Below are 12,513 nucleotides of genomic sequence, written 5' to 3'. Positions count from 1 at the left end.
GTTTCAATCCGCCGTCATCCCGTCCTTCTGGCCCTGAGCTTTCGAGGCCCCTCATGGCAACCTCCGCCGCGCGCCCCAGCTCCCTCCGTCCTTCTCCGCACTCCCTCCTCGTCTTCGTCACGGCGCTGGCGGTGTATGCGGGGACGCTGCGCAACGGGCTCGTCTATGACGACATCCCGCTCGTGGTGCAGAACCCGTGGTTGCGCTCGCTGGACACGCTGGCCGAGGCCTTCCAGCGCCCGCTGTTCGCGTTCGACGACGAGCCCACCTCCCAGGTGGATCGCAGCCCCGCGGAGAGCTACTTCCGGCCGCTCGCCCACGTGCTGTTCTTCGCGCAACGCGCGCTCTTCGGCACCACGGCCTGGCCGCACCACCTCGTGCTGATGCTCCTGCATGGCCTGGCGTCGCTCCTGGTGGGATGGCTCCTGCGTGAGTGCCTCCGTCGCCCCGGGGAGAACCTCTCCGAGGCAGGAAGCTGGGCCGCGCTCGCCGGCGCGCTGCTCTTCGCCGTGCACCCCGTGCACACGGAGTCGGTGGCCTGGGTGAGTGGGTGTATGGACGTCGCGGCCACGCTGATGGTCCTGCTCTCGGTGCGCCTCATGGTGGGGAGCTCCGGCTCATGGCGATGGGGCGTGGGAGCGGGCCTGTTGTGGTTCGCGGGCCTGCTGTTCAAGGAAGTGGCGGTGGTGTTCCCCGTGGTGCTGTGGGCCACGGACCGTGCGGTGGGCACGCGTCCCGCCCGCCCGGGGCTTCGGGGGTGGGCGCTCCGATATGCCCCCCTGGGGCTGGGGCTGCTGGGGTACGCGGCCCTTCGGCTCAACGCGGTGGGCCTGTCTCTTCCCGTCCCCGTGGGGTCGGGGCGCACGGGGCTGTATCCCCTGCACATGCTGGCCCTGGCGGGGAAGCTGCTGGGCAAGCTGCTCTGGCCCCATCCGCTCGTGCTGACCATTCCCCTGCGTGTTCCGCCCGAGCCGACCCAGGTCGCCCTGGGCTCCGTGTTGCTCGTGGCCCTGCTCGGCCTGCTGTGGTGGAAGCGCCGCGACGCGGGGCCGGCCTTCGCTGGCGGCGTGTGGCTCCTGGCCCCGCTCCTGCCCGTCTTCTTCTTGCAGCTGAGGGGCGTGGAGGCCTACGCGGAGCGGTTCCTCTACCTGCCTTCCGTGGGCTTCTGCCTGTTGGCCGCAACGGGGCTGCGAGGGCTCCTGGAGCGATGGCGCGAGCATGCGCGAGCAGTGAAGCTCCTGGTGGGGGGTGTCGTCGTGGTGTGCTCCGTGCTGACGCTGGTGCGTGTGCCCGCCTGGCATGACGAGGTCTCGCTCTGGGAAGACACGGTGGCGATGACGCCTGGCCAGCCCATCCTCAGAGGCTATCTGGGCGGGGCCTATCTCAAGGCGCGTCGCCCCGAGCAGGCCCTGGCCGAGCTCCAGCTTGCCGCGGTGGAGCTGCCACGCAGCTATCAAATCCAGAGCGACCTGGCGGTGGCCTACGCGCTCCTGGGAAGGATGGACCTCGCCATCGTCCAGTTCGAGCGCATCCTCCAGCTTCGTCCTGGCGAGCCGGTGGTCATCCACAACCTCGGGCTCGCGTTGCGGCGGACGAAGCGGATGGAGGAGGCGGTTGCTCGCTTTCAGGAGGTCTTGCGGCTGGCTCCGCGTCGCGCGGATTCTCACCTGGAGCTCGGGCGTACGCTGCTGCAGATGGGACGCCCAGCGGAGGCGGTGGCTCCACTGGAGGAGGCCTTGCGCCTCCAGCCAGAGTCAGAGCCCGCTCGGCGAGGATTGCAGCAGGCCCGGATGGCCCTGGGCTCCCCGCCCTGATTCAGGCGACAGCGTGAGTGAGGGGTGGCCCGTTCGGTCCAGCCCCGCCTCGTCAACGGAAGTCGCGCCGCTCGAAGATGAAGATGGCGGCGGCGGTGAAGAGCGCCGCCCAGCCCAGGCCGTAGCCCACGCCCGAGAGGAAGGTCGAGGTATCGACCGGGAGGCCGTACGTCGCATAGGGGCGGAAGTTCATCCGCTCCAGGTTCGGCAGCAGGTAGTAGAGCGCCTTCGCGAAGGTCTTCACCGAGCCGTCATCCAGTCGGTTCGCGATGTCGTAGAGGTCCGAGGCCAGGTGGCCGGTGAAATAGATGCCGGTGGTGGCGATGGCCGACACCGCGGGGCCCGTGAAGCTCGAGAAGAGGATTCCCGCGCTGGTCAGGACCAGCAGTTCGAACCAGAGACCCACCGCCGCGACGATTTGCGTGGAGTGGATGCTCACCTGGAACATCAGCAACTGGCTGGCGAAGATGAGCATCATCGCCCCCATCATCACCGCGAGCGTCAGCATGTTGCCCGCCAGCCGCGCCAGCAGGAACTGGGTGCGCGACACGGGCTTGCTCACGACGAGGAAGATGGTGCGCCGCTCGATTTCGCGGCTCAGCAGCCCACTCGACAGGAAGATGGTGAGGAAGACGAGGATGAGGCTCATCATTCCCAGGCCAAAGTCGGTGAGCACCCGGTCGAACGTGGCGACCGTCACCTCCGTAATCAACGTCGACGACAGCAGCACCACCGCCGCGAAGGCGCCGACCACCACCGTGACGCGGTTGCGGCGTGCCTCCCGGAACCCGTTCCAGACCATCGCGCCGAACGCGCTCATGTGTTGATCTCCCCGCCGACACTCGTCGTTCGTCCGGAATCCTTGAGGGCGTCCATGAAGAGCTGCTCCAGGGAGAACTGAGCCGCCTGGAGGCTGTTGACGCGTCCGCCGGCCGCCAGCACCTGGCTCAGCATCTTCTGGCTCTGGGCATCGGGCACCTGCACCCGCACACGCCCGTCCAGGGACTGGGTGGACTCCAGGGCCACGCCCAGGCTCTTCACCTGCTCCAGCGGCAGGCCTTCCACCACCATCTCCACGGTGGGCACCTGCGTGGAGAGCAGCTCCCTGACGCTGCCCTCGCGCACGCGACGGCCACCCACGAGCACGGCCAGCCTGTCACAGAGTGCTTCCACGTCCGGGATGATGTGGCTGCAGAACAGGACGGTGGTCCCCCGGTCTCTCTCGGCGAGGATGAGGTCGCGCATCTGCCGTCGTCCGACGGGGTCCAGACCGCTGGTGGGCTCGTCGAGGATGAGCATCTTCGGTCGGGCCACCAGCGCCTGCGCGAGCGCCACGCGCTGCACCATGCCCTTGGAGTAGCGCCGAATCTGGAGCTTCTCCGCGGCCCCCATCTCCACGGAGCCGAGGACCTCCGTCACGCGCACGTCGAGCTCGTGGCCGCTCATGCCGCACAGCTGGCCCGCGAGCGTCACGAACTCACGGCCCGTGAGGTACTCGTAGGGCGCGGGATTCTCTGGCAGGAAGCCCACGAGTCGCCGCGTGGCGGCCTTGTCCACGGGCTGGCCGAACAGCAACGCGTTGCCGCTGCTCGGCCGCACCAGGTTCATCAGAATCTTGATGGTGGTGGACTTGCCGGCGCCGTTGGGACCGAGCAGGCCGTAGATCTGCCCGGCGCCCACCTCGAGGTCCAGGCCCTGGAGGGCGCGAACGGTGCGGTTGAACCAGAAGCCTACCTTGTAGGTCTTCGAGAGTCCCCGGACTTGAATGGGAGGGGCGTCAGGGCTGAGGGGATTCATGGTTCTTCGCGTCCATGGGCTTTGGAACGAGGCGCTCCCCGTCCGACGTCTTCTCGTTGTAGATGATTCCCAGCCGGAACCGCGTCGCCGTGGAATAGGCGCGTCCGTCGTCACCCAGGAAGAGCTTGCCGCCCAGGGGATCGCCAGGAAGCTCGCTCAGGTCTCCTGCTGAGACGAGGGCTTCAAGGGAGCCGGGCAACTGGCCGGTGCGAGCCTTGTGGTGTTCTAGGGCCTCGTCGAGCTGCCGGAGAAGCCGCTCCTGGAGGATTTCATTCACGCGGCGCTCGTAATACGTGCGCGTCTCCTCGTCTTCGGCGCTGTCGCGCAACGTCTGCGCGAGACCCAGGCTGGTTTCGAACTCCCCGGCCTGGGCATACAACCGGGTCGCCAACCCCGAGTACCACTCCGGCGCGCCGGGCTCCCTCGCGAGCGCTTCGATGATGGCGGCCGCCTCTTGATAGCGGCGCTCGAAGAACATGAGGTTGTAGGCGAGCTGGAAGTGGATGCGCTTGTCCTCCGGCGTGTTGGCCATGCCCTTGCGGAGGATGGTCGAGGACTCCTTGACGTTCGCGTACTGCTCACGACCCATGTGGATGGGGATGGTGATTCCCGCGAACGTGTAGACCTTGGCGAACCGGGGGTCGAGGTCCGTCGTGAGGTCCGCGTAGTAGTAGACGTCGCGGTAATCAGACACAGACCTGGCCGAGCCGACCCGGTTGATCGTCAGAATCCAGAAGTAGTCGGTGACCAGGCCGAGCTGCGCCTTGAACAGTGCCTTGAGGAAACCGGGGCGCGGCAGGATGGGACGGTCACCCAGATGCGGAGGGGGGCGGGGCTGGCCAGAGAGGTAGACCACCAGAAGCAGTCCAGCAACCAGCAGCACGGTAGGCAGCTTGCGCATCATTCCCTTGAAGAAGCAGACACGGGACACCCGAGGAGCCCCGGATGTCCCGTTGATACAGCGCGGCGCTTCACCCAACCAGAGGTCCAGCGCCTACATGATTACGGGCAGCTCACGTCGTTGTACGCGTTACCCGGCTCGCCGCCACCGATCGTGCCCGGCGGGTCGATGCCGCACGTGTTGGTGAGCGCGGTGGACACCGTCGCGAGGGAGGTGATGCCCCAGGTGTCGCCGAACGCATCGTTGTCGACGTTACCGGCCGCCGTCGCGTAGAATTCGCAGTTCGGGCAGTTGCCGTCCACGCCGATCTTGCCCATGGGCGCCGCGACCGTGGGGGCCTGATTGAAGCGCGCCGAGTCCTGGCCGATGCAGCCCTGATCATATTGGCGCGCGTTGACTGCCTGCGCCGCCGGAGCGCAGCCCGCCTTGATGGCGTAGGTGAAGCGGTTGCCCGGCTCCGGATCAAAGCCGACGACCTTGAAGTCCGAAACATACTTGTCCTTCTCGCCGAAGTACGCCTTCTGGGCCGTGAAGATGGCCTTCAGGTTCGTCTTGGCCTCGGACTGCTTGGACTTGGCCTGGAAGCGGATGAAGTTCGGGATGGCGATGGCGGCCAGGATGCCGATGATGGCGACCACGATCATCAGCTCGATGAGGGTGAAGCCACCCTTCTTCTTCAGGAGACGGTTCAGCATGTCGGGAGTGCTCCGCAGGTGCAGAGGGGGGTTGAACGACAGCCCGGATTCATAGCACGAACGGTGCCATGGCCAACAGTTGCCCCAACCCGGTGAATTCCCACAGCGGGGTGGGGCGGATCTCGCTCGCTCCTCGCCCGAGCTGCCAAAAATTGTCACCGCGCCTGCCGCAAATCGTCGATCCCCGATGCTGTCCTCCCTGGGCCGCGACGCTAGGATGCCCGACTCCGTGACGGACTCCTCACTCGTGCCAGGCTGGGCCGGGCCCCTCTTCACCGCCTTCCTCCTGGTCCTCGGCCTGTGTATCGGCAGCTTCCTCAATGTCGTCATCGCCCGTGTCCCTGAAGGACTGAGCATCGTCCGGCCAGGTTCGCGCTGCCCCAAGTGCGGGCATGTCCTGTCCTGGTACGAGAACATCCCCGTCCTCTCGTGGCTCGCGCTGAGGGCTCGGTGTCGTTCGTGTCACGCGCCCATCTCCCCGCGCTACGTGCTGGTGGAGCTGCTCACCGGACTGCTCTTCCTCGCGTGTTTGCGGAGGTTCGGGTGGACGTACGAGTTGTTCCCCGCGCTCGTGCTCGTGTCGTTGCTGATACCGCTCACCTTCATCGACCTGGCGCACTGGATCCTTCCGTTTTCGCTGACGGTTCCGGGCATCGCCGCGGGGCTGGTGCTCGCGGTGCCCCGAGGCGCGGACGCGGTGGTGGACGCCACGTTGGGAGCGGTCATCGGCTTCCTCGCCTTCCGCCTGATGGAGTACGTGGGCTGGAAGGTCTTCCGAAAGGAAGCGCTGGGCGGCGGTGACAAGTTCCTCGTCGCGCTCCTGGGGGCGTTTCTTTCCTGGCGAGCCTTGCTGGGCATCCTCTTCTTGTCATCGCTGCAAGGCGCGGTGGTGGGACTGGCCATGCTCGGACTCACCGGGCGCGCGGGGCCGTCGACACCTCCCGATGCCGCGCCCGTGACGCCTCCCGAGGGCGTTGCGCCACCTCCGGATGCTCCGCGCGTCAAGGCATCCGAAGGCGCGGCTTCCCCTTCCGAGGAGAAGCTCGTCTCGCACACGACCGAGGGCGCCGCCCTGCCTTCCGGTACCGAGAGCGCGGCGCTTCCGCCTGTCGTTCCGGCTGACGCGTCGTCTCCTGGCCTCGGCGCGACGACGGCCGGGCCCGAGGGCACGAATGAGTCCGAGCCCGAATCCACGATGACGTGGGAGTTCACCCGGCCGGGGATTCCGTTGTGGAAGCGCTTGTTGCTGGTGCCCTGGTGCCTGCTCTTCCAGCCGATTCCCGATGCGCCCATGGACGATGAAACGGGCGAGGAAGAGGAGTGGGTGCCCGGGCCCACCAACATTCCCTTCGGGCCGTGGCTCGCGCTGGCGGGCTTGGAGGTGATGTTGCTGGGGCCGTGGCTCGCGCGCGTGCTGCCGATGGACATCGCGATGTTGCTCGGGGGCGCGCCGTGAAGCGCGCGCACGCGCGATGAAGTGGCGCATCGCCAGCGTGGCGTTCCTGCTGAGCTCGCTCTGCACGGGACTCTCCTGGTTGTCGCTGCAGCCCGTCCTCATCCGGTTGTTGGAGCTGGGGCGCCGGCTCGTGTCGCCGGGGACACCGGACGCGGAGGTGCTGACGCAGGTGCGAGGCTTTCTGCCGCTCGCGCTGGGACTGGACCTGGTCGCGCTCACGTTGCTGTCGTACGTGGTGTTGGACCTGACGGTGGGCCGTCCGCTGCGCTCCGCCGAGGCCATGGTGGAACAGCTGGGGCGACTGGAACTGGACCCGCACCTGACACCCACGCAAGGCGGGCCGCTGCTGTCGAGGATGCAGCGCGCGTTGCAGCGGCTGGCGGAGGCGCTGCGTTCGGAGCAGGCCCTCACGCGCTCCCAGGTGGAGTCGCTGCGGGAGGCCAACACCCGTCTGGCGCGAGCCCAGACGGAGCTGGTCTCCGCCGAGCGGCTGGCCACGGTGGGCAGGCTCGCGGCGGGCGTGGCTCACGAGGTGGGAAACCCCCTGGCGGGCATCCTCGGGTACCTGTCGCTGGCTCGGATGAAGGCGCCCACGGAGGAGCTGAAGGACTACCTGGAGCGCATCGACCACGAGGTGCAGCGCATCGACCGCATCGTCCGGAGCCTGCTGGACCTGGGGCGTCCAGAGACGGCGTCCCCAGGACCGGTGGATGTCGGCTCGGTGGTGGAGACGTGTGTGCGGCTGGTCCGCGCCGCGCCCGAGCTCGCGGGTGTGTCGGTGGACCTGGCGCTGGAACCGGGGGTGTTCGCCCGGGCGGAGGCGGGCCCGCTGTCGCAGATCCTCATCAACCTCCTGCTCAACGCCGCGCAGGCCATGGGAGGGCAGGGGAGCGTCAGTGTGGTGACCCTTCGTGAAGAGGGAGAGGCCCGGCTGGTGGTGAGGGACCACGGCCCAGGCATTCCGCCCGAGGTCATGCCCCGGTTGTTCGAGCCCTTCTTCACCACGAAGGGGCGACAGGGCACGGGGCTGGGGCTGGCGGTGTCGCTGCGGCTGACGCAGGTCATGGGCGGGCGGCTGGGGGCGGAGAACCTGCCCGAAGGTGGCGCGCGCTTCACCGTGTCCCTGCCCGCCGTGTGAGCGGACGCTGTCCGGCCAGAAGCTATCTCCTGCCTCGGGACTGGGGGATGATGCCAGAAGGCCCCCATGTCCTTGTTCCGCACCATCCTCGTCGCCGATGACGAGCCCTCCATCCGGCACATCCTCACGTTGGTGCTCACCGACAAGGGCTACGACGTTCGCGCTGTCGCGGACGGGGAGGAGGCGCTGCGGGAGCTGGCCACGCGCGACTACGACGTCCTCGTCTCCGACGTGCGGATGCCTCGCAAGGATGGGCTCACGCTGCTGCGCGAGGCGCAGGCCGCGCACCCGGGGCTCACCGTGGTGGTGATGAGTGCCTACGGCTCGCAGGAGCAGGCCCTGGAGGCGGTGTCCGCCGGCGCGTACGACTACGTCCAGAAGCCCTTCAAGCCCGAGGAAATCGTCTTCGTCCTGCGCAAGGCCGAGGAGCGCGAGCGGTTGCTGCGCGAGAACCGGCGCCTCAAGCAGGGCGGTCTTCCCTCCGTGCCCCAGGGGCACATCCTCGGAGGGAGCGCGTCGCTGCATGCGGTGCTCAAGCAGGTGGCGCGCCTGGCACCGGTGGACACCACCGTGCTCATCAGCGGGGAGAGCGGTACGGGCAAGGAGCTCATCGCCCGGGAGCTGCACGCGCGCAGCCCGAGAGCCCCGCTCCCCTTCGTCGCCGTCAACTGCGGCGCCATTCCGGGAGGGTTGCTCGAGAGCGAGCTGTTCGGTCACGCGAAGGGCGCCTTCACCGATGCGCGCACGGCCAAGCGCGGCCTCTTCTCCGAGGCTGACGGCGGCACGCTCTTCCTGGACGAAGTGGGCGAGCTGCCGCTGCCCGCGCAGGTGAAGCTCCTGCGGGTGCTGCAAGAAGGAGAAATCCGTCCGGTGGGCGAGAACCGGGTGGAGAAGGTGGACGTGCGCGTGGTGGCGGCGACGCTGCGGGACTTGGGCAAGCTGGTGGAGAAGGGGGAGTTCCGCGAGGACCTCTACTACCGCCTCAACGTGGTGAACGTGAGGGTGCCTCCCTTGCGAGAGCGCCGCGAGGACGTGCCCCTGCTGGCGAGCGCCTTCATCCACCGCTTCAACCGCGAGCTCAACCGCGAGTCTCCCGTGGAAGGCCTGTCGCCAGAGGCCGAGGCCCTGATGTCCGCCTACGCCTGGCCGGGCAACGTGCGCGAGCTGGAGAACGCCATGGAACGGGCAGTCCTCCTGGCGGATGGCCCGCACATCCTTCCGGCCAACCTGCCCGAAAGGCTGTGGGCCGCGCCCGCACCCGGGCCGACGGGAACCAACACCGGCGGGATGCCACAGGTCGGTAGCGACCTGTCGCTCAAGCGGGCCATCCGGGAGCTGGAGGAGTCCTACATCCGGGCGGCCCTGAGACGGACGAAGGGGAACCGGACCCGGGCGGCGGAGGTCCTGGACATCAGTCACAGGGCGTTGCTGTACAAGATCAAGGAGTACGGCATCGACCCGGACGCGGAGGCCGAACGGAGCTGAAGGGGGAGATTCCGTCGGGCCGTATTTGACGGAATGCGGCCGGAGCCGGAAAATCGGGCCTCCGCGACCGTGGTGGGGGGCCCGGCGCAGTTTGGACGCAGGGGTCCCGGCCGAACGGAGAGCAGGCGGGCTCCGGGCACTTTTTAGGAGGGGTTGACGGCCAGTGCTACGCTGGCTGCCTCTCGACGGAGTCAAGCATGGCGAAGGGCAAACTGGCACTCGGTCTGGACATCGGATCGACCTCCATCAAGATGATCCTGCTCAAGGAGCAGCGCAAGCGGGGTGAGGTCGGCTTCGCGTTGCAGAGCTTCGGCATGAAGCCGCTGCCGCCCGAGGCCATCGTGGATGGCGCGCTGATGAACTCCACCGCCATCGTCCAGGCGGTGCAGGAGCTGATGTCCGAGCTGAAGGTGAAGGGCAAGGATGTCGCCATCGGCGTGTCCGGCCACTCGGTCATCATCAAGAAGATTCAGATGCCGCGCATGTCCCAGGAGGAGCTCGAGGAGAGCATCCAGTGGGAGGCCGAGCAGTACATCCCATTCGATGTGAAGGACGTGAACATCGACACGCAGATCCTCGACGGGGGCGGCAACGACGCCACCGGGCAGATGGACGTGCTGCTGGTGGCCGCCAAGAAGGACATGATCAACGACTACACCACGGTGGTCTCCGAGGCGGGCTTGGCCCCGGTGGTCGTGGATGTGGACGCCTTCGCCGTGCAGAACATGTTCTCCGTCAACTACGACCTGCCGGAGAAGGAGACCGTCGTCCTCATCAACGCGGGCGCCTCGGTGGTGAACATCAACATCATCGCCAACGGCGTGACGGTCTTCACCCGCGACGTCACCATCGGTGGCAACCAGTTCACCGAGGAGATCCAGAAGCAGCTCAACGTCTCCTACGAGGAGGCGGAAGCGCTGAAGATCGGCGGCAACCGCGCGGACGCGGATGCCGTGGTGCCTCAGGAGGTCGAGCGCGTGCTCTCCAGTGTCGCCGAGCAGGTGGCCGGTGAAATCCAGCGCTCGCTGGACTTCTACGCGGGCACCGCGGCGGACTCGAACTTCACCAAGGTCTACCTGTCCGGCGGCACGGCGAAGATTCCGGCCCTGTTCAAGACCATTGAAGCGCGCACCGGGGTGCCGGTGGAGATCCTCAACCCGTTCCGCAAGATTGAAGTGGACAACCGCAAGTTCGACCCCGCGTTCATCATGGACGTGGCGCCCATGGCCGCGGTGGCAGTGGGACTGGCGCTCCGGCGTCCTGGCGACAAGCTGGCCTAGACCGTCCACTTCCTGGAGACGACGCACATGATGATTCGCATCAACCTGCTTCCCGTCCGGAAGGTTCAGACCCAGCAGAAGGGCCGGCAGATCCTGGTCCTCTTCGCGCTGGCGCTCATTGGCGCCGCCGTGGGCAACTATCTCTGGTTCGACGACCGCGACAGTGAGTTCCAGCGCAACGCCCTGGCCATCACACAGACGCGCGCGAAGATCGCCGAGCTGGAGAAGGTCATCGGCGAGGTGAAGAACATCAACGCCCGCAAGACCGAGGTGGAGAAGAAGCTGGCCGTGCTGGACTCGCTGCGCAAGGGCCGCAACGGTCCGGTCCGGATGATGGACGCGCTGGCCTCCGCCACGCCGAAGAAGGTCTGGGTGAAGGCCTTCGTCGAGACCAGCAGCGCGGTCGCCATCGATGGCTCGGCCGTCAGCCACGATGAGGTCGCCGAGTTCATGCGCGGCCTCAACGGCGTGGTGTGGACGCCCAAGGGCATGGGGCGCCTGGTGGATCAGCGCCGGGACACGAAGACGTCTCGCGTGGAGCTCCTGACGGCGGAAGCCACCATTGAGGAGTTCCCCGCCGGGCAAATCACCCCGTTCTTCACCAACATCGACCTGACCAGCGCCGTGCAGACGAAGGGGGCCACCGGGCCCACGGGTGTGCCCTCCCTGGTTGACTTCAAGATCACCCTCACCGCGAACTACGCCATCTGACCGAGGCCACCGCCATGGACAAGTACCTGGACCAATTCGTCAAGGCGTCCCCGGCCGCCAAGTTCGGTGGCCTGGCAGCGGTCATCATCTTGATGACCGTCGCCAACTTCTTCCTGCTCATCGACCCCACCGAGACCCGCATCAAGTACCAGCTGTCCGAGCGGCGCACGCTGGACCTGGAGCTGGCGGAGAAGAGTGAAATCGCCCAGAACCTCAACGAGCGCCGGCGTGAGATGGACGTGCTGGAGCAGAAGCTCGCCGAGGCCCTCACGGAGCTGCCGGAGAAGAAGGATGTCGAGGAGCTGCTCGCGCAGATCAACGACATCGGCAAGAAGAGCGGCCTGGAAATCTCACTGGTGCAGCCCGACCGCGAATACGTGGGCGGCGGCGAGTTCTTCGCCCGCATCCCCATCCGGATGACGGTGAGCGGCAACTACCATGAGATCGGCATGTTCCTGCAGGAGATGGCGAACATGCGCCGCATCGTGAACGTCAACAACATCAACCTCGGCCAGCCGACCCTCAAGAACGAGAAGGTCGTGCTGCAGAGCACCTTCCTGGCGACGACTTTCCGGTTCGTCGAGACCAAGAACTAGAAACTTGATCCGTCCGGAAAGTAGGGCGACAAGGGGATTGAGGATGAAGATGTTCAAGGCCACCATGACGACTGCCGCGCTCGCGCTGACGCTCGCTGCCTGCGAGGAGGCACCTCCGCCCCCTCCGCCGGTGGCGGCGCCACCTCCCGCGGCGCAGGCCGCGGCGCCCGTGGAGACGGCACCGACCGCGGTCGAGGCCGCGGCCGTGGCGCCATACGTCTACAGTTACAACCCGGTGGGCAAGCGGGATCCGTTCCGCAGCCCGTTGGAAGAGCTGGGCCCGGTGGCCCAGGCCAATCCCGTCACGACGTGCATGGAGCCTTTGTGCGCGTTCGACCTGGACCAGCTCAAGCTGGTCGCGGTCGTCACGGGGGACGCCAATCCACTGGCGATGGTCGAAGACCCGCTGGGTCGAGGTCACATCGTGCGCCGCAACACCCGGGTTGGACGCCAGGGTGGCAAGGTCACGCAAATCCTTCGCGATTCGTTGACGGTGACCGAGGTGTTTTCGGGCAACGGAGAGATCATCAAGAATCCGGTGACTCTGCAGCTCAAGCCCGATGACCAGCAGGACCCTAGTTACAATCTGATGACGGGCAAAAACTACGGGGAGTAGCGCCCCCTGTGGCGCGCCCGCGGG

At 67.0% G+C, this 12,513-nt stretch carries 12 protein-coding genes; 8 read left to right on the top strand and 4 right to left on the bottom strand.

Annotated features, from left to right (window positions below):
- The first annotated feature begins 53 nt into the window (after positions 1–53).
- The gene (locus tag HUA78_RS04695; RefSeq protein ID WP_174453017.1) at positions 54–1,814 is read left to right on the top strand and encodes a tetratricopeptide repeat protein; all 1,761 of its coding nucleotides are present in this window, start codon (positions 54–56) and stop codon (positions 1,812–1,814) included.
- 52 nt (positions 1,815–1,866) lie between these two features.
- Here the strand turns inward: HUA78_RS04695 and HUA78_RS04690 are convergent, their stop codons facing one another.
- The 4 genes from HUA78_RS04690 to HUA78_RS04675 all read right to left on the bottom strand — a co-directional run bounded on the left by HUA78_RS04690 (position 1,867) and on the right by HUA78_RS04675 (position 5,192).
- A complete protein-coding gene (locus tag HUA78_RS04690) occupies positions 1,867–2,634 on the bottom strand; it encodes an ABC transporter permease (protein WP_174453018.1) in 768 nt (255 codons plus the stop codon).
- A complete protein-coding gene (locus tag HUA78_RS04685) occupies positions 2,631–3,611 on the bottom strand; it encodes an ABC transporter ATP-binding protein (RefSeq protein WP_174453019.1) in 981 nt (326 codons plus the stop codon). The genes HUA78_RS04690 and HUA78_RS04685 overlap by 4 nt, the downstream gene beginning before the upstream one ends.
- Positions 3,592–4,515, bottom strand: coding sequence for a pilus assembly protein PilG (locus tag HUA78_RS04680; protein WP_254614273.1), 924 nt, complete (start codon positions 4,513–4,515; stop codon positions 3,592–3,594). Before HUA78_RS04680 ends, HUA78_RS04685 begins: the two co-directional genes overlap by 20 nt.
- Before the next feature lie 98 nt (positions 4,516–4,613).
- The gene (locus tag HUA78_RS04675; protein ID WP_254614326.1) at positions 4,614–5,192 is read right to left on the bottom strand and encodes a prepilin-type N-terminal cleavage/methylation domain-containing protein; all 579 of its coding nucleotides are present in this window, start codon (positions 5,190–5,192) and stop codon (positions 4,614–4,616) included.
- A 244-nt stretch (positions 5,193–5,436) separates the two neighbouring features.
- Between HUA78_RS04675 and HUA78_RS46180 the strand changes: the two genes are divergently transcribed.
- The 7 genes from HUA78_RS46180 to HUA78_RS04635 all read left to right on the top strand — a co-directional run bounded on the left by HUA78_RS46180 (position 5,437) and on the right by HUA78_RS04635 (position 12,489).
- The gene (locus HUA78_RS46180) at positions 5,437–6,663 is read left to right on the top strand and encodes a prepilin peptidase (RefSeq protein WP_371745494.1); all 1,227 of its coding nucleotides are present in this window, start codon (positions 5,437–5,439) and stop codon (positions 6,661–6,663) included.
- Positions 6,664–6,679: 16 nt separating this feature from the next.
- Positions 6,680–7,801 carry a sensor histidine kinase gene (locus HUA78_RS04660; protein WP_141642890.1) on the top strand — a complete coding sequence of 374 codons (1,122 nt, stop codon included), beginning with the start codon at positions 6,680–6,682 and terminating at the stop codon, positions 7,799–7,801.
- A 66-nt stretch (positions 7,802–7,867) separates the two neighbouring features.
- Positions 7,868–9,286, top strand: coding sequence for a sigma-54 dependent transcriptional regulator (locus HUA78_RS04655; RefSeq protein ID WP_141642889.1), 1,419 nt, complete (start codon positions 7,868–7,870; stop codon positions 9,284–9,286).
- Positions 9,287–9,483: 197 nt separating this feature from the next.
- The gene (pilM, locus tag HUA78_RS04650; RefSeq protein WP_141642888.1) at positions 9,484–10,566 is read left to right on the top strand and encodes a type IV pilus assembly protein PilM; all 1,083 of its coding nucleotides are present in this window, start codon (positions 9,484–9,486) and stop codon (positions 10,564–10,566) included.
- Positions 10,567–10,593: 27 nt separating this feature from the next.
- Positions 10,594–11,277: a PilN domain-containing protein gene (locus HUA78_RS04645; protein WP_174453021.1), complete on the top strand. Its 684-nt coding sequence runs from the start codon at positions 10,594–10,596 to the stop codon at positions 11,275–11,277.
- A 14-nt stretch (positions 11,278–11,291) separates the two neighbouring features.
- A complete protein-coding gene (locus HUA78_RS04640) occupies positions 11,292–11,873 on the top strand; it encodes a type 4a pilus biogenesis protein PilO (protein ID WP_174453022.1) in 582 nt (193 codons plus the stop codon).
- A 43-nt stretch (positions 11,874–11,916) separates the two neighbouring features.
- Positions 11,917–12,489 (top strand): pilus assembly protein PilP, encoded by a 573-nt coding sequence (locus HUA78_RS04635; RefSeq protein WP_174453023.1) that lies wholly within the window; start codon positions 11,917–11,919, stop codon positions 12,487–12,489.
- Positions 12,490–12,513 lie beyond the last annotated feature (24 nt).

The sequence above is a fragment of the Myxococcus sp. CA033 genome (genome assembly GCF_013336625.1).
Classification (GTDB): domain Bacteria; phylum Myxococcota; class Myxococcia; order Myxococcales; family Myxococcaceae; genus Myxococcus; species Myxococcus llanfairpwllgwyngyllgogerychwyrndrobwllllantysiliogogogochensis.
Note: the sequence above shows the minus strand (reverse complement) of the source record. Positions and strands in the feature narration are given on the sequence as shown.

Bases quoted from the DNA above. Each gene is read 5' to 3' on its own strand.
- HUA78_RS04695 (WP_174453017.1), top strand. From the start codon at position 54: ATGGCAACCTCCGCCGCGCGCCCCAGCTCCCTCCGTCCTTCTCCGCAC.
- HUA78_RS04690 (WP_174453018.1), bottom strand. From the start codon at position 2,634: ATGAGCGCGTTCGGCGCGATGGTCTGGAACGGGTTCCGGGAGGCACGC.
- HUA78_RS04685 (WP_174453019.1), bottom strand. From the start codon at position 3,611: ATGAATCCCCTCAGCCCTGACGCCCCTCCCATTCAAGTCCGGGGACTC.
- HUA78_RS04680 (WP_254614273.1), bottom strand. From the start codon at position 4,515: ATGATGCGCAAGCTGCCTACCGTGCTGCTGGTTGCTGGACTGCTTCTG.
- HUA78_RS04660 (WP_141642890.1), top strand. From the start codon at position 6,680: ATGAAGTGGCGCATCGCCAGCGTGGCGTTCCTGCTGAGCTCGCTCTGC.
- HUA78_RS04655 (WP_141642889.1), top strand. From the start codon at position 7,868: ATGTCCTTGTTCCGCACCATCCTCGTCGCCGATGACGAGCCCTCCATC.
- pilM (WP_141642888.1), top strand. From the start codon at position 9,484: ATGGCGAAGGGCAAACTGGCACTCGGTCTGGACATCGGATCGACCTCC.
- HUA78_RS04645 (WP_174453021.1), top strand. From the start codon at position 10,594: ATGATGATTCGCATCAACCTGCTTCCCGTCCGGAAGGTTCAGACCCAG.
- HUA78_RS04640 (WP_174453022.1), top strand. From the start codon at position 11,292: ATGGACAAGTACCTGGACCAATTCGTCAAGGCGTCCCCGGCCGCCAAG.
- HUA78_RS04635 (WP_174453023.1), top strand. From the start codon at position 11,917: ATGAAGATGTTCAAGGCCACCATGACGACTGCCGCGCTCGCGCTGACG.